Source organism: Exiguobacterium indicum HHS 31 (assembly GCF_001939065.1).
GTDB classification, from domain to species: Bacteria; Bacillota; Bacilli; order Exiguobacteriales; family Exiguobacteriaceae; genus Exiguobacterium_A; species Exiguobacterium_A indicum.
In genome coordinates, this window is record NZ_MPSZ01000002.1 from 255,732 (window position 1) to 276,808 (window position 21,077).

Annotated in this window: 20 protein-coding genes and 1 riboswitch; of the genes, 11 read left to right on the plus strand and 9 right to left on the minus strand. The window is 47.4% G+C overall.

Annotated elements, in window-relative coordinates; genetic code table 11:
- Window positions 1-51 precede the first annotated feature (51 nt).
- Both N179_RS09610 and N179_RS09615 read left to right on the plus strand, forming a co-directional pair.
- The gene (locus N179_RS09610) at window positions 52-1,020 is read left to right on the plus strand and encodes a Gfo/Idh/MocA family oxidoreductase (protein ID WP_058714048.1); all 969 of its coding nucleotides are present in this window, start codon (window positions 52-54) and stop codon (window positions 1,018-1,020) included.
- A 32-nt stretch (window positions 1,021-1,052) separates the two neighbouring features.
- Window positions 1,053-2,714: a glycerol-3-phosphate dehydrogenase/oxidase gene (locus tag N179_RS09615; RefSeq protein WP_058265456.1), complete on the plus strand. Its 1,662-nt coding sequence runs from the start codon at window positions 1,053-1,055 to the stop codon at window positions 2,712-2,714.
- A 46-nt stretch (window positions 2,715-2,760) separates the two neighbouring features.
- Here N179_RS09615 and bcaP read toward each other — a convergent pair whose 3' ends face one another.
- The 5 genes from bcaP to N179_RS09640 form a co-directional block, all read right to left on the minus strand.
- On the minus strand, window positions 2,761-4,197 hold the full coding sequence (bcaP, locus tag N179_RS09620) for a branched-chain amino acid transporter BcaP (RefSeq protein ID WP_047391976.1): 1,437 nt from the start codon (window positions 4,195-4,197) through the stop codon (window positions 2,761-2,763).
- A gap of 225 nt (window positions 4,198-4,422) precedes the next feature.
- On the minus strand, window positions 4,423-5,718 hold the full coding sequence (locus N179_RS09625; protein WP_075642781.1) for a DUF2252 domain-containing protein: 1,296 nt from the start codon (window positions 5,716-5,718) through the stop codon (window positions 4,423-4,425).
- Window positions 5,719-5,786: 68 nt separating this feature from the next.
- A complete protein-coding gene (gene msrA, locus N179_RS09630; protein ID WP_075642782.1) occupies window positions 5,787-6,734 on the minus strand; it encodes a peptide-methionine (S)-S-oxide reductase MsrA in 948 nt (315 codons plus the stop codon).
- Between the two features lie 69 nt (window positions 6,735-6,803).
- Window positions 6,804-6,986: a hypothetical protein gene (locus tag N179_RS09635; protein WP_035399267.1), complete on the minus strand. Its 183-nt coding sequence runs from the start codon at window positions 6,984-6,986 to the stop codon at window positions 6,804-6,806.
- An 80-nt stretch (window positions 6,987-7,066) separates the two neighbouring features.
- Window positions 7,067-8,548: an amino acid permease gene (locus N179_RS09640; protein WP_023466735.1), complete on the minus strand. Its 1,482-nt coding sequence runs from the start codon at window positions 8,546-8,548 to the stop codon at window positions 7,067-7,069.
- Window positions 8,549-8,680: 132 nt separating this feature from the next.
- Window positions 8,681-8,869, minus strand: a riboswitch (Lysine riboswitch).
- 165 nt (window positions 8,870-9,034) lie between these two features.
- Here N179_RS09640 and N179_RS09645 point away from each other — a divergent pair.
- The gene (locus tag N179_RS09645) at window positions 9,035-9,490 is read left to right on the plus strand and encodes a MarR family winged helix-turn-helix transcriptional regulator (RefSeq protein WP_023466733.1); all 456 of its coding nucleotides are present in this window, start codon (window positions 9,035-9,037) and stop codon (window positions 9,488-9,490) included.
- A gap of 137 nt (window positions 9,491-9,627) precedes the next feature.
- Window positions 9,628-10,719, plus strand: coding sequence for a diguanylate cyclase (locus tag N179_RS09650; protein ID WP_244150225.1), 1,092 nt, complete (start codon window positions 9,628-9,630; stop codon window positions 10,717-10,719).
- Between the two features lie 42 nt (window positions 10,720-10,761).
- Here the strand turns inward: N179_RS09650 and N179_RS09655 are convergent, their stop codons facing one another.
- Entirely contained in the window at window positions 10,762-11,367 is a 606-nt protein-coding gene (locus N179_RS09655; protein ID WP_055969891.1) for a TetR/AcrR family transcriptional regulator, read from the minus strand.
- A gap of 192 nt (window positions 11,368-11,559) precedes the next feature.
- On the opposite strand from N179_RS09655, the gene N179_RS09660 reads away from it, so the two are divergent.
- From N179_RS09660 to N179_RS09680, 5 genes are all read left to right on the plus strand, one after another.
- Entirely contained in the window at window positions 11,560-12,216 is a 657-nt protein-coding gene (locus N179_RS09660; RefSeq protein WP_075642785.1) for an HlyD family secretion protein, read from the plus strand.
- A gap of 12 nt (window positions 12,217-12,228) precedes the next feature.
- Window positions 12,229-13,920 carry a DHA2 family efflux MFS transporter permease subunit gene (locus N179_RS09665; RefSeq protein WP_058265449.1) on the plus strand — a complete coding sequence of 564 codons (1,692 nt, stop codon included), beginning with the start codon at window positions 12,229-12,231 and terminating at the stop codon, window positions 13,918-13,920.
- A 130-nt stretch (window positions 13,921-14,050) separates the two neighbouring features.
- Entirely contained in the window at window positions 14,051-14,608 is a 558-nt protein-coding gene (locus N179_RS09670) for a hypothetical protein (RefSeq protein WP_058265448.1), read from the plus strand.
- Between the two features lie 121 nt (window positions 14,609-14,729).
- A complete protein-coding gene (locus tag N179_RS09675) occupies window positions 14,730-15,287 on the plus strand; it encodes a nitroreductase family protein (RefSeq protein ID WP_075642786.1) in 558 nt (185 codons plus the stop codon).
- Between the two features lie 222 nt (window positions 15,288-15,509).
- Entirely contained in the window at window positions 15,510-16,706 is a 1,197-nt protein-coding gene (locus N179_RS09680; protein WP_058265446.1) for an MFS transporter, read from the plus strand.
- A 79-nt stretch (window positions 16,707-16,785) separates the two neighbouring features.
- On the opposite strand, the gene N179_RS09685 is transcribed toward N179_RS09680, so the two are convergent.
- The 3 genes from N179_RS09685 to N179_RS09695 form a co-directional block, all read right to left on the minus strand.
- Window positions 16,786-17,085 (minus strand): hypothetical protein, encoded by a 300-nt coding sequence (locus N179_RS09685; protein ID WP_075642787.1) that lies wholly within the window; start codon window positions 17,083-17,085, stop codon window positions 16,786-16,788.
- A gap of 67 nt (window positions 17,086-17,152) precedes the next feature.
- The gene (locus tag N179_RS09690; protein ID WP_075642788.1) at window positions 17,153-17,605 is read right to left on the minus strand and encodes a DUF4385 domain-containing protein; all 453 of its coding nucleotides are present in this window, start codon (window positions 17,603-17,605) and stop codon (window positions 17,153-17,155) included.
- Window positions 17,606-17,654: 49 nt separating this feature from the next.
- Entirely contained in the window at window positions 17,655-18,284 is a 630-nt protein-coding gene (locus N179_RS09695) for a TetR/AcrR family transcriptional regulator (RefSeq protein ID WP_075642789.1), read from the minus strand.
- Window positions 18,285-18,392: 108 nt separating this feature from the next.
- Here N179_RS09695 and kynU point away from each other — a divergent pair, with 108 nt between their 5' ends.
- Together kynU and N179_RS09705 are read left to right on the plus strand one after the other, a co-directional pair.
- Window positions 18,393-19,670 carry a kynureninase gene (kynU, locus tag N179_RS09700; RefSeq protein ID WP_075642790.1) on the plus strand — a complete coding sequence of 426 codons (1,278 nt, stop codon included), beginning with the start codon at window positions 18,393-18,395 and terminating at the stop codon, window positions 19,668-19,670.
- Between the two features lie 10 nt (window positions 19,671-19,680).
- Window positions 19,681-21,060, plus strand: a complete 1,380-nt coding sequence (locus N179_RS09705) for an amino acid permease (RefSeq protein ID WP_023466718.1) — start codon at window positions 19,681-19,683, stop codon at window positions 21,058-21,060.
- The last annotated feature ends 17 nt before the right edge of the window (window positions 21,061-21,077 follow it).

The following is a 21,077-nucleotide window of genomic DNA, read 5'->3' on the forward strand; positions in this document are numbered from 1 at the left end:
TTCCTCCTTATGGTAGATTGAGGGTATGAACTTGAAAAGGATGTGTTTTCCATGATTCGTACCGCTTTAGTTGGTTTTGGTATTGCCGGTGAACATTTACATGCTCCTTATTTACACGCACCTGATTATCAGTTAGTCGCTGTTCAGTCGAGTCGTCCGGAAGCAGTCGCTGCTTATGACGCGACGCTACCTGTTTATTCGACACTTGAAGCCCTGCTCGCTAAAGAACAAATCGATTTAGTCGTCATCGCGACAGCAAATGAGCTACATTATCCACTTGCGCGCCTCGCTTTGCTATCGGGCTGTGATGTACTCGTCGAGAAACCGTTCACTGTCACGCTTGAAGAAGCCGAAACGTTGACGGAACTAGCACGTGTACACGATCGGTTACTGACAGTTTATCATAATCGTCGGTATACGAAGGACTTTCGAACGCTGATGACCTTACTCGAATCCGGACGTATCGGCACGCTCCAAACGTTCGAAGCGCATTATGATCGCTATCGTCCAGACGTTGAGGATCGTTGGCGCGAACAGGACGTACCCGGTGCTGGTCTCTTGTACGATCTTGGATCACACTTGATCGATCAAGTACTCGTCGCCTTCAATGCAGTACCAGATCGCGTCTTTTGTGATCAAACGATCCAACGGCAAGGTGGGATCGTTGATGACTATACACATTTGATTTTAGCATTCGGCACGCGACGCGCTATTTTGCACATCGGTTCCATCGTTCCGGCTGTTGGTCCTTCGCTAATGGTACACGGGACAAAGGCTAGCTATTTCGTCGATGAAGTCGATACGAAACGAGCGACGTATCAATTGGCTGAAGCAAACGGTCCCCTTGAAGACTTTCCTTTTGTCTCCGGGCAATTTGGGGATTATTATACAGATCTCGCCCCAGCCATTCGACAGCGAACAACACCACCTGTTTCTCCGAAACAGGCTGAACTCGTCATGAAAATCATTGATCGTGCTCAAAAGAGTGCAAAATCGGGTACATGGATAGAAGTAGACTAACTATCCATTCAGACGAACAGGGGGAAGACAAGATGTTTTCAAGTACGGAACGGACAGCTTGGTTAGAAGAGATGGGACAAGAACTTTTAGACGTGCTCGTCATCGGGGGCGGTATCACGGGAGCCGGTATTTTACTTGACGCACAAAGTCGAGGCATGCGGACAGGATTGATCGAGATGCAGGACTTCGCCGAAGGGACATCGAGCCGATCGACGAAACTTGTCCATGGTGGATTGCGTTATCTGAAGCAGTTCGAAATCAAACTTGTTGCCGAAGTCGGAAAAGAACGTGCCATCGTGTATGAGAACGCCCCACACGTGACGACGCCGGAGTGGATGATGCTTCCACTCGTCGAAGGCGGAACGTTCGGCAGCTTCTCGACATCGATCGGCTTACGCGTCTATGACCAGCTCGCAGGCGTCAAACGCAATGAACGCCGGACGATGCTCAGTAAAGAAGAAACATTACGTTACGAGCCACTATTACGTTCGGAACATTTAGTCGGTGGTGGTCGTTATGTCGAATATAAAACGGATGATGCCCGATTGACAGTCGAAGTCTTAAAGGCAGCCGTTGGTTACGGTGGACGTGCCGTCAACTATACGAAGGCTGAATCGCTCGTCTACCACAATGGAAAAGTTGTCGGTGTCGAAGTCCGTGACGTCTTAAGTGACAAAACGTATACGATTCGGGCGAAGAAAATCATCAATGCAACCGGTCCGTGGGTCGACGAACTACGTGAAAAAGATGGTTCGAAAGCTGGGAAATCGCTCCACCTGACGAAAGGGATTCATCTCGTCATCGATCAAGCGCATTTCCCACTCCAACAGGCTGTTTATTTCGACGTTCCAGATGGTCGGATGATTTTTGCGATTCCACGCGAAGGGAAAACCTATGTCGGAACAACTGACACGAACTATAAAGGAGATATTCTTGAGCCGGGTGTCACTGTCGAGGATCAGGATTATATCCTAGAGGCGACGAATCAAATGTTCAACGTCGAGTTACGACCTGAACACGTCGAATCGACATGGTCTGGACTACGCCCACTCATTCATGAAGATGGAAAGGACCCGAGTGAACTGTCTCGAAAAGATGAAATCTTCGTCTCGAAATCCGGTCTGATGTCAATCGCTGGTGGGAAGTTGACCGGGTACCGGAAGATGGCAGAACGAATTATCGATATGGTCGCAGACCAATTCAAGACAGAAGAAAATCGGATTTACCTCGCTTCCCGTACGCACGATATCTTGCTTGGTGGTGGTCATCCACAAGGAAGTAAAGGATTTGCCCGCTACTTGAAAGAACAACAACCAAAAGGAGAAGCACTCGGATTGTCACCGAATGAGGCGACATGGCTCATCCAACGTTACGGTACGAATGTCGAACGTGTCTACGAATTGATTCGGACACGTGGTGACGAGGCGGCTCGTTATCAATTACCGTTACACTGGTTCGGCGCCCTTCTATATGGATTAGAAGCTGAGCTCGTCATGCAACCCGGCGACTTCTTGAACCGTCGTGCCTCGGCCGTCTTCTTTGATTTCCCTCACGCTGAACAGTACGCAGATGGTGTTCTCGCCTTGATGCGTAGCGAACTCGGCTGGTCGGCAGAAGATGAAGCGAGAGCCAATGAAAGCATTCGTCGTGAATTTGATGCGGTCCGCGTCAAAGGACCTGTTCCACTTTCATAACATCAGAAGACCCGATCGCCTTCAGGCGACCGGGTCTTCTTGCATGTTACTGTTCTTCTTTCGAAGCAGCGAGTTCCGCTGCCGGCATGTTGCCTGGGTGTAAATTCGAACTCTTACGTGCAAACGTAAAGTAAAGGACTAAACCAATAGCAAGCCAGATTCCAAAAGCAATCCATGTCTCGAGTTTCAAGTTGAACATCAAGAAAAGACATGCAGCGATTGCTGCGATCGGCACATATGGCATACCTGGACATTTGAACGCACGTGGGAGATCAGGCTGTGTCTTACGAAGAATCAAGACAGCAACAGAGATCAAGACGAATGCTGCGAGTGTACCCATGTTGACGAGGTTTGCGATGACATCGAGCGGAACGAATCCAGCAACGAGTGAGCTACCCAGTCCGATCATCCAAGTCGCCTTGAATGGTGTTTGGTACTTCGGATGCACTTCAGAGAACACTTTCGGGAACATTCCGTCACGCGAGATGGCGAATGCAAGACGCACCATTCCGTAAGTCATGACGAGAATGACTGTTGTGATCCCGAGGATCGCACCGAGATCGATGAATCCAGCTACCCAGCTTTGACCGGCCATTTGAATCGCAAGTGAGACTGGATGATCGACACCAGCAAATTGTTGGTACGGTACGATACCCGTCATGATGGCTGCGACGATGACGTAAAGGACTGTACAAACAGCGAGTGAACCGATGATCCCGCGTGGCAAGTTTTTTTGCGGATCGCGGACTTCTTCAGCTGCTGATGTGACGGCATCAAAGCCGATGTACGCGAAGAAGACGATTGCGGCACCCGAGAAGACGCCTCCCCAACCAAATGGTGTGAACGGTGTCCAGTTCGATGGCTCAACGTAGCCGACACCAACAACGATGAAGAGAATGACGACTGCGACCTTGATGACGACCATGATGTTGTTGACACGCTTCGTTTCCTTGATTCCCATCGACAACAATGCCGTAATGGCAAAGAGGATTAAGAATGCTGGAAGGTTGAAGTATGTCTTGGCTCCTTCGACTGCTCCAGGAGCTGCTGATAAGGCTGTTGGCACATGGATGTTGAATCCTGCAAGTAAGGACTGGAAGTATCCAGACCATCCAGCTGCAACGGCACTCGAGGCGAGTCCATATTCGAGGATCAAGTTCCAACCGATGATCCAAGCGAAGATCTCACCCATTGTCGCATACGTGTACGTATAGACGGATCCACTGACCGGAATCGTTGATGCGAATTCAGCGTAAGCAAGAGCAGCTAGACCACAGGCGATGGCAGATAGAATGAATGATACGATAAGTCCTGGTCCTGCAGTCAATGCTCCTGTTCCCGTCAAAACGAAGATTCCGGTTCCGATGATGGCGCCAATTCCTAAAAACGTTAAATCCATCGCGCCAAGATTTCGAGCAAGTCCACTGTTTCGTTTACTTGCAGCAATCATAGCGGAAACATCTTTTTTCCGCGTCAAGCTCATGATGTACTTCCCCCTATGCCTCTTTTGATTTGTCCTACGGAGCGAGTCGTCCGTAAGAACTTAATCAAAAATTTACGAAGTTTTCTGATAAATTGATATAGGTCATTATACCTATTTCTATTTTGTTGAACGCTTTCATTCGTTAAACAAAAAAATCTGTACAAAAAAGATGGATATGTAACACATGTTACACACCCATCTAATAAGCCTCTGTTTATTAGGTTTTTAAATTGTTTTTCGGGTCTTCATCCACTCTAAAAACACTTGGTAATCCAGCTTTGTTCGTGTCACGTAGGCTTCTGACCAACGCTCGATTTGCTCTAAAAAAGCGGTGTCCGAAACACCAATGGCTTGGATGATTTCAACATCCGCATGATGTGTCAAAATTTTTTCTTTAATCCCGGCGTCCTGATCCGCCCGCGCATGGATTTTCGCGGTAATTTGACCTTGAATACACAACACGTTCTCAAGGTCTTCCTGACTTTTGATATGCTTTGCTTTTAGTTTTTTCTTATATGGCGAGCGCTCACGTACATAATATTCCTTTTTTTCAATCGTCAGATAACCAAGATATGGATCTTCATGTGCCTGCATCGCTTTTTGGGACGTGATGACCCGTCGACCTTGATGGACAGCTTCTGTTTCCGGGCGATAAACGGGCAGGAATAACGAAGGGACGGACGTTTGCGCTTGTTTCATCTCAAGAATCAAATCTTCTTCTCCGCCTTCGCCCTCAATCAGAATGTAATAGCGCTCAAGACCAATCGATGCCGTTCCACTGTCTAGCTTCCGCACGATATCCTTAATCGTATAGAACGATTCGTCACGACGATCCTCGGCATCAATCGTCTCGATATAGGAGGACCAAGCAGACTCGATTGCTGATCGTGTCGCGTCATCTACCGCTGCCATATCCGGTAATGTACAAAAACGTCTCACGCCATCCACCAGTTCCGTCCGCTCCCCCATTAATTCCTCACGTTTCTTTTCTGCTTTTTTGATCAACTTCTTGATTGGTCCTTTCGTATTATCCCGCGTAAAACAGACATCACTCGGATCTTTTCCGAGAGCGTACTTTTTTAAATCGTGTAAGTATTCCAGGACATAATTTCGAATCGCAGGAGTCGGATTGTATCCTGCCTCTTCAGCGAACAACCGGACGGAGACCGCCATGCGAATCAAATCGTATAGATAAGATCCTAAGTACCCTTCATCAAAGTCATTGACGTCGTAGATGATATCTCCCTTCGCATTGCCATGGACACCGAAATTCTCAAAATGAAGATCTCCCTGAATCCACGTCGGTTTATCAAGAGGCGTATCAAAACCAAGGGGGATTCGCGTCACGTCATAATAAAACAGATGCGAACTCCCACGGAAAAAGCGAAACGGACTCAAGCTCATCTTGTCGTACTTTTCCTGACGTGCTTGCTCATCGAGCTGACGGATTTCGTGATCGTAGAAATCAAGCACCTTCGCAATCGTCATTTGTCGAATCTCTTCATATACAGGTCGAAACATTCGATTCTCTCCCTTCCATTTGAAAAAAAGAGCAGTCAAAACGAAATCGTTTGACTGCTCCTTACATGTTACTCGAAATGTTTTTTATATTCCCCATATCCTGCCGAATCAAGCTCTTCAAGTGGAATAAATCGTAATGCTGCTGAGTTGATACAATAGCGAAGACCACCAAGTTCTGTCGGACCATCATCGAAGATATGACCGAGGTGACTATCCGCATTCGCAGAACGCACTTCCGTCCGCGTCATCCCGTGACTCGTATCGAGTTCGACTTCCATCTTGTCTTCTGAGATGGGTTTAGCGAAGCTCGGCCAACCGCAGTTTGACTGGAACTTATCTTTTGATGTGAAGAGTGGTGTACCATCGACGATATCGACGTACAGTCCTGGACGTTCTTCATCCCAGTATTCGTTACGGAAAGCGGGTTCTGTCCCGTTCTCTTGTGTGACTTTATACTGAATTGGTGTCAGACGCTCTTTCAATTCTTTTTCCTTACCGTGGTCCTTCCACGCTTCTTTGATGAATTTCGCGCGACCTGAGCCGACACTATACATCTGATAACGGAACGGATTCTTTTTATAATAATCTTGGTGATATTCTTCGGCTGGCCAAAACGGCTTTTCTGGACGAATCTCTACCGCGACTGGACGCGAGAAGCGTCCTGATGCGTCAAGCGCTGCTTTCGAACGTTCAGCTGCTTCACACTGTGCTTCATCGACATAAAAGATAGCCGGTTGGTATGATTCACCACGGTCATTGAATTGACCTCCACCATCTGTCGGATCGATTTGACGCCAGAAGATATCGAGTAATTCTTCGTACGTAATGACGGACGGATCGTACGTGACTTCAACCGCCTCCAAGTGACCTGTCGTTTCCGAACAGACCTCTTTATAAGTCGGGTTCTCTGTATGACCACCGGTATATCCTGAAATGACCTGCTCTACCCCATCATATTTATGGAATGGCTTGACCATGCACCAGAAACAACCACCTGCAAATATTGCTTTTGCCATCTATCTTCCCCTCCTCTGTATGTGTCTATTTTACCGCGTTCAGAGAATGGACTCGACTTTCCTGCTCATTCAATCCTCTGGGTTCGCTTTTAGACGACGCATGACGAAGTAAATCGCCGCAAAGACAAGGAGAAGTCCTCCAAGCGAATACCAGATGTTATTCAAACGATAAATCATTTGGTATAAGGCTAGCGTCACAAGCAATAATGCGATCGGTAAGAAGGCACGCTTAAAGTGGTACCAGTAATTCACGAAGATCGCCTCCTGTTTTTCTTTCATCTTACTTGAAGCGACATCTAAAAAGCCACCTTCATTTGAAGGTGGCTCAATGATTAAGATTGACGTGGATGTTCCGGGAAGTCCATCTCGTCATAACGAACGATTGACGTCCGGTTTTTGAATTTATGTCCTAACCAGAAGGCAAGGAATAATGGAATACCAACATACGTTGCGGCAATTCCGACCCAATCAATTTGATCAGCGAGGAATGCGGCATAGTTTTGACCGACGATGACGAGGAAACAAAGACCGAAGGCGAACAGCGGACCGAATGGGAACGCTGGTGCAACATATGGTAAGTCTTTCAACGAGTGACCTTGTGCAAGGAATCCTTTACGGAAACGATAGTGACTGATCGCAATCCCGAGCCATGCGATGAAGCCTGTCATACCGGAAGCATTGAGTAACCACAAGTAGACTTGTCCACCAAACATCGACGTCAAGAAACAGAGAGCACCGACCGCACCTGTTGCAAGCAAAGCGTTACGCGGTACACCGTTTTTCGATACTTTCGCGAACAACTTCGGTGCATCCCCTTGACGCGCCAGTGTGTACAGCATCCGTGTCGAAGCATACATACCTGAGTTTCCGGCAGATAAAACAGACGTCAAGATGACGGCGTTCATGAGTGCTGCTGAGAACGCAAGACCTGCTTTTTCAAAGACGAGCGTAAACGGACTAACCGCTACGTCCGTAATGTCATTCGAAACCAAGTTCGGACTTGTATACGGAATGAGCATTCCGATGACGAAAATCGCGAAGACGTAGAAAAGCAAGATGCGCCAGAAGACTTGTTTGACTGCTTTTGGAACATTCTTTTTCGGATCTTCCGATTCACCCGCTGCAATCCCGACCAGTTCTGTACCTTGGAAACTGAATCCGGCAACGAGAATGATACCGATGACGGCAGGAATCCCACCGACGAACGGCGCATCGCCAAGAGCAAAGTTTTTAAATCCAACCGGTGGCTCCGATGTAAAGACACCGAAAATCATCGCAACACCGACGACTAAGAAGACGATAACGGTAACGACTTTAATCATGGCGAACCAATACTCCGCTTCTCCGAATCCTTTAACGGAGAAGTAGTTCAAGCCAATCATGAGTAAGAGGAACAAAGCACTGAAATAAAATCCAGGAACGTCCGGGAACCAATACGTCATAACAATTTGTGCTGCGACGAGTTCGACTGCGATCGTGACTGCCCAGTTGTACCAGTAGTTCCAGCCAAGTGCAAAGCCGAATGATGGATCGACGAATTTCGTTCCATATGTCGAGAAGGATCCAGCGACCGGCATGTACGCCGCCATTTCACCAAGACTTGTCATCAGGAAGTAGACCATCAGACCAACGATTGCATACGATAGGAGCGCCCCACCTGGTCCTGCTGCTGCGACGGAAGCACCGGACGCAATGAAGAGTCCTGTTCCGATTGCCCCACCGATGGCGATCATCGACATATGACGGGCTTGTAATCCACGTTTTAATCCTTCTGCTGTCGAATCTGTTGTTTGTTTTACATCTAGATTGTTCATTTCGTTCGCTTCTCTCTGTTTAGATTTTTTGAGAGGACACTTTTTGAATGAAAAAAACAAAAAGCGTCCTCATCTTCCAGATGGAAGATGAGAACGCAACATAATAAAATGGATGCGCCTCATTCTACCGTCGTGAAAGATAGCTCTCCACAAGTAAGTGATACCCGACTTGTGACAGTATTAGACCTATTCGATCTAATCCCAATCGATCATCTTCAAAGCGATGATTGATTTCGGCAATTCTTCCTTTCAGGTCACTTCATCTGTCGCTTGACGACATCCGTAACCGTACTCTTAAGAACTGCAACCTCCATCCCACTGGTTGAGTGAGAACTGAATTAAGTTAGTTATTACTACGCCATATTACACAAAACGCCACGAAATTGTCAATTGCCTTTTTCGAATCTGGGGTAGTAGATGGTAAAAATCCGATATGTTTAGTACACTAAATGGTAGAAGTCCACTGAGAGAAAGGATGCTGCTTGCATGCCACAGGAACGTGATTTGCTAACTTATCGACTCGAAGAACAAATGCGTGTCATTCTTCGTACCCTGCGACGTGAACTTAACCGGCTATTTGAAGGAACGGCGACCCGGAGTGAATTTTTCATCTTACGAAGCCTTTCTGAAAATGGACCTCAGCGCCCGACGCTTCTCGCGGAACAATTTGAGCTCGCGACGAGTCAAGTCACTGCTTTAACGGATAAGCTGTATAAACAAGGATACGTCACACGGACACGTTCGACGGAAGATCGTCGTTCGATCGTCCTCGCTTTGACGGAGGACGGGGAACGTGCATTTCGAGATCTCGAAATCGTTCGGAAAAACTATTTACAAGATCGCTTCGGTACATTGACGGAAGAAGAGCTCGAAACGATGATTCGTGTCTTTGATAAAATTTTACAGACGATGGATGAAGATACTCTTACTTCATCTTCTTAAAAACGGTAGATTTTCTACCGTTTTTTCTATTTTGTCTAAAGATTTCTCTATGTCTAACCGTTATCTACTTGAGTATACTGGAAGTATATATATGGAAATCTGTTAGCTGGGGGAGTTGGGAGGATTTGTTGGCCATCATGAATCAATTCATCATTAACTTTTGTCTACTGTTCACAACGATTACTCTCTTGTTCTTACCGTTTCGGAATCAACCGCGTATTTCATTGAACTCCAAATGGAGCATTCGACTTATACTCGGAGCAGTCTTTGGTCTGATTGCGGTCTTATTAATGTTCAATGGGATCCAAATCGATGTCGCCCGTGTTGATTTACGTATCGTTCCCGTCGCGATCGCCATGCTGTTCGGTGGTTTCCCAAGCGCCATCGTTGCAGGAGCAATGATCATCGGAACACGTTACTTTTTAACACCAGTTGATCAAATGGAAGGATTTTATTTATCTACGCTGATCATCGTCTTATTCATCACGACGATTGGGATCATTCGTCGATTCGTCCATGTCTCGATGCGTCATTTTCAACTTATGGTGTTGGTCGGTATTCTCTATTCGTTACCCGCCATCTACATCCTGACGCACAGCTGGTCGACATTCTTTAAAATCTCGATTGCGTACGTCTTCTTTAATTTATTAGCTGGCTTTGTTGCCTTTCGATTACTGACGGAATTACGCCGTCACTTTGAAAACATCCAGTATCAGCAGAAACTCGCTATGACAGATGCTTTGACAGGACTCGCCAATCGCCGTCGTCTGGATGACTCGCTATCACTTGTCGGTTCGACCGATCAAGGCTATTCACTTGTGCTCATCGATATCGATTTCTTCAAGCATGTCAATGATACATATGGTCATGATGCGGGCGATGATGTGTTACGCCAACTCGGCATGACTCTCGCTTCCTTGACGCGTCCAGACGACCTCGTCGGGCGGTACGGTGGTGAAGAATTTTTAATCATCTTACCAAGTACTTCGGCGAAAGAAGCGCAAAAAATAGCAGAACTAGCTCGGTTGACGGTCGCACGTAACCTGTTCCCGACATCAGATGTACCTGATCTGCAAATCACGATCTCACTTGGGATTTCACATTCTAGTGGTTCGCACACGTCACTTGAAGCATTACAACAGGCAGATAAAGCGTTGTATTACTCAAAAGAAAGCGGACGGAACCGGAGTACGATTTATTCGAAAGAACTTGCATTCCGACAAGCTTAAACTAATTGGACACTTCCGTAGGGGAGTGTCTTTTTTACGTCTTCATTCCGTCTCTTTAGGAAAACCGATACTTTCAACCGTTCCGAAAACAATCATCCGACTTAATTGTTCTGCCATGTATTCTGATGAATACGGTCGACCGTTTCGTAACCAAGAAATCAACAATCCTAACTGTCCACCAATGACATAGTTCAATAATAAGTCCCGATCGACGAACGTAGCTTCTTCTGTGATTTGCGGTCGAAACACAATTCGATAATTCTCTTTCAATGTATCGAGAAAACGAGAGATGAACGTTTTGATCGGTCCTTGAACGAGCATCGTCTGATAGAATAGTTCATTTTCTTCGATATGAATGAACAAACGAGCAAAATAGCGACTCACCTGCTCGACTGTCGGAAATACAGTTCCTGTACCCGTGATCCGAATCGCTTGTTCAAGTGCTTTCATTTGCTCCTCAACGACTTGGTCGAGCAAATCATACTTATCTGTATAGTGTGCGTAGAAGGTCGAACGATTCACACCTGCTCCATCCGTCAACATTTTGACAGTAATGCTCGAGAAGCTGTGCGTCTTCAGTAAACGAAATAATTCCATCGTAATACGGTCACGTGACCGTTTTGGTCGGGGATCACGGCTCTCATTCATCCATATTTCACTCCTTTTTCACCATCTTTTCATTAATGAATCCGTTATCATCTATTTTTCCAACATTTTGTCGGAAATTGTCGGTTGTTTGTTAGCTAACGTTCCATATAATTAACTATATTAATTACTCCTCCCCCCAGAGGAGTACTTTTTTTGAATCGATTGTACACAAGAAAGGATGCTAACACACCCATGAGTATGAAAAAATTATTGATCATCAATATCGTGACACTCATCGTTTTAATCGGTGGTGGTGTTGTCGGATACTACTATTACGATCAAGCAACGAGCTATGTCAAAACAGACAATGCGAAAATCGACGGTAAGATGATAACGATTGCGAGCCCAAGCGCTGGTAAATTAACAGACTGGTCTGCGAAAACAGGCGAATCACTTGCCAGTGGCGCAACAGTCGGACACGTCATGACGGCACAAGCCGGACAAAAACCGACGGATCTCTCGGTTTCAATGCCCTCAAAAGCAACGATCGTTCAGTCGATGGCGACAAAGAACGGCTTCGTCGCAGCAGGTACACCTCTCGCATATGGTTTTGACTTAAACGACCTTTGGGTCACAGCGAACATCGAAGAAACAGAAATCGATGAAATCAAAGTCGGACAAACAGTGGATGTTTACGTCGACAGCTACCCGGACACGACACTTTCTGGTGAAGTCGAGCAAATCGGTATGACGACGGCTTCCACGTTCTCAATGATGCCTTCTTCAAACGGAAACGCGAATTACACGAAAGTCGCACAAGTCATTCCTGTTAAAGTCTCACTCTCGCAAGAAAAATCACTCGACATTCGACCTGGTATGAATGTGACCGTCCGCATTCATAAGGATTAAGGAGGGACGTTGATGTCTACTACCTTCTTATTCGGATACAGTGCGTTCACGATTCTGATCATCATCGGCGTCAACTGGATCGCCCGTCGAAGTCGCTCATCCGACACGGCGCTGGCGACGGACGGACCGACTCTTGAGGAATCCCTTGAGGCGGAACCGACGATGACCGTAACACCACCAGTCGCAGCACCTTCAAAACAGGTATCGACTGAAAACGTCAGTATTCCGAAAGTACTGACGGTCTTACTCATCGGTATGTTCATTGCTATTTTGAACCAAACGTTGATCAATGTCGCGTTACCGGTTCTGATCAATGATTTCAACGTATCGACGTCCACTGCCCAATGGTTGACGACGGGCTTCATGCTCGTCAACGGGATTTTGATTCCGATCAGTGCCTTTTTGATGCGAAGCTACACGTTCCGCCAGCTGTTCCTCGCTTCGATGACACTATTTTTCTTCGGATCGGTCATCTGTTCGATGGCAATGAACTTCCCGGTCATGATGATCGGTCGCGTCGTTCAGGCAGCGGGGGCTGGTATCTTGATGCCACTCGGATCAAACGTCTTCATGACGTTATTCCCACCGCATAAACGCGGTGCTGCCATGGGAATGCTCGGAATCGCGATGATTCTCGCTCCTGCTGTCGGACCTACGATCACAGGATATGTCATCCAAAACTATGATTGGCACGTCATGTTTTATGCGATGTCGTTCTTTGGATTAGTAACATTGTTACTCGGTACTGCCTGGTTCCGCCTGACGCAGCCACTCTCGAAACCTTCTTTTGACGCACTGGGCGTCTTATTCAGTACGATCGGATTCGGGAGTCTCCTTTACGGATTCAGTGAAGCCGGGAATGACGGCTGGGATAGCCCGATCGTCATCAGCACGATCGTCATCGGCTTAATCGGAATTGCAGCTTTTGCGATGCGTGAGCTATCGATGGAAGATCCGATGCTGAACATTCGCGTGTTGAAGGTACCGGAATTTTCGTTCACCCTCTTCATCAACGTTATCGTCACGATGGCCTTGTTCGGCGGGATGTTACTTTTACCGATTTACCTTCAAAGTATTCGTGGTTTTTCACCAGTCGACTCTGGTCTTCTCCTTTTGCCCGGATCACTAATCATGGGGATCACCGGACCGATTGCCGGTCGTTTATTTGACCGCTTCGGTATTCGACCGCTCGCTATCTTCGGTTTGACGTTGATGACGTACGGGACATGGGAATTGACGCAATTGAACATGGATACGTCGTATTATTCCATCATGGGTATCTATATGCTTCGATCGTTCGGTATGGCATTCATCATGATGCCGATCATGACTGCCGGTATGAACGCTTTACCGATGAAGATGATCCCGCACGGAAACGCGACCCAGAATACACTTCGTCAAGTCGCCGGCTCCATCGGAACGGCAATTCTCGTCACTGTCATGACCCGTCAAACGACGGCTCACTTGGCAGACGATGCGAATCAGTTCACGACGCTCGACCCGACGCTTTCGCAACATTTAAACGATCTTGGTCAACAGCTTGGTAGCTCACAAGCTGCTTCGACGAGTTGGTTTACGATGCTGACGAAACAAGCAACGATCCAAGGGATCACCGATGCGTTCTGGATTGCGACCGTCTTATCTGCGCTTGCACTGATTCTGTCCTTCTTCTTGCACGGAAAAAAAGAACCGAATCTGGATTGATTGACGACAGACCAGTTGATGTCCTATCAGCTGGTCTTTTCTTATACTTTACGAAAAGTTCTTCTTTGCACTTCAGCCTTAAAATCGATACACTAGGGACAATGAGTTTCATATCTAAAGGAGATGCTTTATGGTTGCCTTTCTGCAATTTTATGCGTTCATCTTTGCTTGTTGTTTTGCTTGGCAAGTTGGTCGACCATCCCCTTGGTCACAAAAGATCGTTCGTGCCTTTTTAACAAGTGTCAACGGGCTCTTCGTATTCGCACGTGCCTCGATTTCAATCTTTTTATTAGTTGGACCACTATTACTCGTCACTTATCTTGTCTTCCCACGGTTAATCGCTTTTGAAAATGGTTTAGCGATGGTGATCAGCGTTCTCGTCATCGGACTGGTTGATCGTCTCGTCAGTCTCGTCATCCTGCCACTCATACGTTCCTTTTTCTTAAAACGTCAACGCGTCATGCCACAATCGGTGGAAATGGTGCTTTATACGATGGCAATGGCTGTCTTGCTCTTCATTCAGCTCCATGCTGTTCCTGGCGTTCAAATTCATGTAGCGTTAACGATTTTTCTTGGTTTTACGATCTATTTCGCTCATTATCTATTTGCCCTATATCGGATTCGTCTTATGAAAAAGAAGCTAACGACCGTTGCTCAAGATCAAGACGAGGAACGAAAAGCCTCTTAAATACGAAAACGAAAGATGATTTCCTCTCGGGAATCGTCTTTTTGTTTTCTGATAAATAACGTTGACAATGATAATCGTTATCATTTATAGTGAAAAAGTACTCAGTGAGGAGATGAAACGGATGCATGCCCAACAAGTGATTGAAACGCGCCGGTCGATCCGGTCTTATACGGAACAACCCGTTCCGGTCGAATTGGTAGAAGCATTACTCGACACGGCGATTTATGCCCCGAATCATAAATTACGAGAGCCTTGGCGCTTTGTTCTTGCAATTGAAGACGGACAAACACGGTACGTCGATGCCTTAATGGAGTTACTGACGGCGCGTGGTCAATTCGAGACGAAAACGTCTGAACAACGTCAACAGGCTGAACAAAAATTACGGGAAGTCCCGGTTTATTTAACGATACTTTGTCAGGTCCAAGGGACACCAGATCAACAGCTAGAGGATACACTTGCAACAGCTGCGATGATTCAAAATCTGCAGTTAGTAGCAACAGAACGAGGTCTTGGGTGTTGCTGGAAGAGCGGGAAACACTGGTTCACACCAGAGTATGCCTCACTCGTTGACGCTTCTGAAAACGAACGCGTTCTCGGTGTCATTCAAATCGGCTGGCCTGCCATCGTTCCACCTGTCAAACCGAGAACGTCCGCAAAGGACAAGTTGACGCACTTTTAAGAGGTGCGCATTCTGCGAGCTACCCCTGCTCGCGCCAATCAAGCCCCAATTCAAAAAGAAAAACGTTCCGATGACGTCTCTCTCCCCAAACGGAGACGCAATCGGAACGTTTTTCTGTTAGAGAAACCCTTCATGATTGACAGGTGATTTAGCTTGAATCTAAGATGATGAAGGTGAAACAAATAACCGCTTACAGAAAGCGGGTCGAAAGAAGGGGTCCCCTTGCACGCGGATCAACGAAAAAAATTAACGGTCCTCATGATCAACATGTTCATTGCGGTCGGGAGCTTCGGGATCATCATTCCGATTCTACCCGCTTACTTAGCATCGATTGGACAGGGTGGAACGGCGGCTGGATTAATGATTGCCATCTTTGCCGGAGCACAACTCGTCATGTCACCGATTGCCGGAAAATGGGCGGACCAATACGGTCGTCGCAAAATGATCATCTATGGATTGATCGGCTTGACGCTCTCGATGTTTGTCTTCTACTTCTCCAATTCCGTCACGGTCCTCTACATCTCGCGCGCAATTGGTGGTGCCGGTGCTGCACTCCTAATTCCAGCAATCTTTGCTTACGTCGCGGACATCACGACGATGGATCAACGCGCAAAAGGAAACAGTTACGTCTCAGCTGCGATGTCACTCGGGATCGTCATCGGTCCTGGAATCGGTGGTTTCCTTGCCGAATACGACTTAAAATTACCGTTACTCGTCTCAGCGATCGTCTCGGGTGCAGCCGTCTTGTTCAGCGTCCTGTTACTTCAAGAAAGTGAAAAACACGATGCAACAGCGATGGCACCAGACGAAGGATCGATGCTTCGAAAACTCGGCACGTCGTTTAAGAAACCGTACTTCGTACCGCTCGTCATTACACTCGTCATGAGCTTTGGTCTCATGGCATACGAATCAGTCCTTGGTCTATTCGTCGATGACCAATTCGGTGCTTCACCGAAGGACATCGCGATCATGGTAACATCGACCGGTATCATCAGCGTCATTGCTCAAATCTTCATCGTCGATAAGCTGTCACGTAGTCTCGGAGAAGGAAAGGTCTTGAACCTATTCCTGTTCATCGCAGCACTCGGTTTCCTGTTGTCATTATTGACATCAAGTTACGGTGGATTCTTTGCGATTACCCTCGTCATCTTCCTCGCGACATCGATTTTACGTCCCGTCTTGAATACGATGATTTCAAAGCTCGCTGGTAATGAGCAAGGCTTTGCTATGGGGATGAACAACGCCTACATGAGCATCGGGAACGTGCTCGGACCGACGCTTGCGGGTGTCCTATATGACGTCAACATTCTCTATCCGTTTGCACTCGGTCTGATTTTCCTCGTCGTGACGTTCATCGGATCATTCATCTGGCAAAAACGTCAAGCACGATTGATTGCCAAGGTCGAACAAAGTTCTTAAACGAATCAAAAATAGCCTCGATTGCTCCATCCCATCGGACAGAGCAGTCGAGGCTATTTCGTTTAACGATATTCGTCCGTCATACGGATTGTTCCTCTGTTCTTGACACAAGCAGTTTCGCGACGATTTCTGTTAACAAGAAAACGAAGACGATTCCTGTAAAATCTAGCGTCAACCACGGCATCAGACCGCAGCCGATTAAAAGTGTCCCAATCATTAACGGACGATACGAAGAAAAGGATGGTCGCTTCGGACGGTCACTCAAAAGGATGCTCACGACACCAAGCACGATAAGCCATGTCACTGAAATATTATAGAAAAAGTGATCGACCAGTAAAAACAGACCAATCGGATACAGTGGAACCCACCAACGGTTCATACCGATACCTCCCATTTTCTTTTCAGTATCGCATGATTTGAATTGATTCCCTTTATTTTGAAATCACTTATCCGTACTGCTTTTGATGCGCACGTTTAAGTTCAAGATATTCTTCATCAGCCCGGATCAAATCCCATTTTTCTTGGAAGATGGCCGCAGATTTTGCTTTTTCTTCGTCAATCTCGCGCGTGTGTAATTCTTTGGTCTCTTTATCTTTATATTTACGCCCACCCTTGTAGTTCGCGTAACGTCGTGCGCGCGTATGTCCCATCTGAATGAACTTCCGCGCCATATCCATGCCGACGAAGTCTCCGTCTTCTTTATAAGCTAAATACATCTCATAAATTTTCTCAGACGATTCCTTCGCGATGTCCGGCGTCTTAAAACGCCAATGCGGCAAAATCTCACTTTTGTAAGGTTCGACGAGTAAGACCCCTTGCTCCCCGCGTCCAACCCGGTACTTTTCCGGCTCCTTACGAAAATCCGTCGTCTTGAAATCGAGATCGTAATCAAACGGCATCCCGGTCACGCTCCCTTCTACTTCGAAACGTTCCCTTCCCGTCCGTTCATCAATCCTCGATCCGGTAGAGCCCTTGCGTATAAATCGTCGCTAAGACGTGCGCAATCTCTTCGATCGTCGCTGTCGCCTCTTCGCGGACGACTTCGAATAAATACATCTCATTCGCAAAGAACCAACCACGGGCGACGAGTTTCGAGTCGACATCCTGCCGCGCAAGTCCTGTCTCCTGCGCATACTGGATATCCTGACTGATCCGATCAATGAACCGTTCCCGAATCGCTTTCCATTTCGCACGGACGATGTAAGACACGCCGATTGCTTGCTCGACAACCCGTAACATCGCTCGTTCTTCTTCCGCGAGACGTAAGAAATCCGTCGCTTGCGTCACGATGCGTTCCTTTGCCTCTAGCGGCGTCGTCGGTTCGAATGTTCGTTCCGCGATCGCGTGGAAGCGGCTCATGACATCTTCCATCAGGACGACGAGCAACTCATCTTTCCCTTCAAAATGGACATAGGCTGTTCCGTAGCCGACGCCAGCTTGTTTAATGATTTGTGAAATCGTTGCCGTTTGAAACCCTTGTTCTAAGAAGACGTCACGTGCCGCACTCAACAGTTTCTCGCGTGTCCGCACCGTGCGCAGATGACGTTTATCGATTTTTTCTGGTTGAGAAGATGACATGTCCTTCACTCCTTTTGTTTTCTCTATTCGATAATATTGACACAATGTCAATTTGTTTGCTACGCTTTTGTCAAAATTGATTGAGCATTCATTTGAGGAGGATGACGTATGACACTGCAAGCAAAACGGAGCGATGCTGCTGCTCGGGACGAGCAAGATGCACTCGCCGCCTATCGTGATGAGTTTTATCTGCAACCGGGTAGTATCTATATGGACGGAAACTCGCTCGGCTTATTGTCGAAGCGTGCCGAGAAGACGTTGCTCGAGTCGCTATCAGACTGGAAAGAACTCGGGATCGATGGCTGGATGAAAGGACGTCATCCTTGGTTCGAATTATCGGAACGTCTCGCTGCTCTCAACGCTCCGCTCGTCGGCGCACAAGCAGAAGAAGTCATGGTCACTGGTTCGACGACCGTCAATCTCCATCAACTCGTCGCGACATTCTTCCAACCAACGGAAGGTCGAGATAAGATTTTAGCGGACGCGCTGACGTTCCCGTCAGACATCTATGCCCTTCAAAGCCAACTTCGCTTACGTGGTCTGGATCCTGAGACACACCTCATCCAAGTACCGAGTCGGGATGGTCGCTTTTTAGAAGAAGATGATATCATCGCCGCGATGACGGATGATATCGCATTGATCGTCTTGCCGGCGGTGCTTTATCGAAGTGGACAAATTCTCGATATGGAGCGTTTGACGAAGGCAGCACACGACCGCGGCATCCTGATTGGTTTTGATGGTTGTCATTCCGTCGGAGCCGTTCCCCACGCGTTCCATGACTGGGATGTCGACTTTGCCTACTGGTGTAATTACAAGCACTTGAACGGCGGTCCTGGAACGGTTGGTGGATTATTCGTCCACGAACGTCATTTCGGAACGTTGCCTGGTCTGACAGGCTGGTTCGGTTCACGGAAGGATAAGCAGTTCGATATGGATCATACGATGACACCGGCCGCGCATGCCGGTGCCTTCCAAATCGGGACACCACACGTCTTAAGTCTCGCTCCACAAATCGGTGCATTAGAGATGTTTGACGAAGTCGGTATCGAAGCTGTTCGGACAAAATCACTCGCGTTGACGCAGTACATGATGGAACTCGTCGAGCAGGAACTCACACCGTACGGTTTCGTCATCGGAAATCCGATCGATGATAAACGCCGCGGGGCGCATCTCAGCCTCGAGCACCCGGAAGCAGCACGGATCTGTAAAGCACTCAAGGAAAATCGGATTATCCCCGATTTCCGGGCGCCAAACATCGTCCGTCTAGCACCCGTCGCGCTCTACAATACGTTTACCGATGTCTATGACGTCGTCGCGACACTCAAACGAATCATGAAAGATAAAGAATACGAACGTTTCGCGAATGAACGCGAAGTCGTTGCTTAAGGAGTACACCATGGAACAACCTACTGAACTACGGCGTGAACTCAAGACACGCCAACTCACGATGATTGCGATGGGCTGTGCGATCGGTACCGGTCTTTTCCTCGGAAGTGGACTTGCGATCGGGCTTGCCGGACCGAGCGTTTTAATCAGTTACGCAGTCGGCGCCTTCATCGTCTTACTTTTAATGGGCTGCCTCGCTGAAATGACGGTCGCCCATCCGACATCTGGCTCGTTCGGTACGATTGCCGAACGATACATTAGTCCATATGCCGGTTTTCTCGTCCGCTATTCATACTGGATCGCAAACGTTCTTGCGATTGGCGTTGAGGTCAGTGCGATCGCTATCTATATGAAATACTGGTTCCCTGACGTTCCCGGGGTCGTCTGGATTCTCGTATTCGCTGCCGCGCTGATCTATATCAATGCCACGACAGTCAATACGTTCGCGACCTTCGAATACTGGTTCTCAGTCATTAAAATCAGTGCCATCTTGCTATTCATCCTGCTTGGTGCCTACTTGGTCATCGGTAGTCCAAGTCCTGAGATTGGTCCACAAAACTTCACAAATGACGGTGGCTTCATGCCGTTCGGCTTCTCAGGTCTCTGGATCGCAATCTTCATCTCCCTGTTCAGCTTCCTCGGAACAGAATTGATCGCCGTCACTGCTGGTGAAGCGAAGGATCCAGATGTCGCCGTACCGAAAGCATTAAAAGCGACGGTCTTCCGTCTCTCGACGTTTTATGTCATCACGATTGCTTTGATGTTGATGATCGTTCCGTGGCAACAAGCAGGCGGTGTCGATCAAAGTCCGTTCGTTAAAGTAATGGAGATGCTATCGATTCCATATGCAGGCGGTATCATGAACTTTATCATCCTGACAGCGGCGCTATCCGCGATGAATAGTCAACTCTATGCTTCGACACGGATGATGTATTCGTTATCGAAGGCAACGTATGCTCCAAAAGTATTTGGGCGCTTGAATCGAAAAGGTGTACCGCTCTTCGCACTCGCCTTATCGACACTCGGCATTTTTCTCGCAGCGATCATCAGCAGTCAATCGAGCGTCTCTTATCCATTCATGATGGGGATTTCGATGTTCGGGGCGATTTTCACATGGTTCATGATTTTCATCTCCCATCTGTACTTCCGTAAAGCCTGGGAACGTGAAGGTGGACGGACGTTACCGGTTCGGATGATGGGCTATCCGTATCTGACTTCCCTCGGTGCATTGTTGTTATTCGCACTCGTCCTAACGACATGGTTCACGGATTTCCAAATCGTCTTGAAGTTTGGTGTACCGTGGTTAGTGTTCTTATCGATCGCCTATTTCTTCTGGAAACGGGCGCATCCGGAACAACCACAGACCGCTGAAAAACGAAAACTGAATTAACTTGATAAAGGGGATGA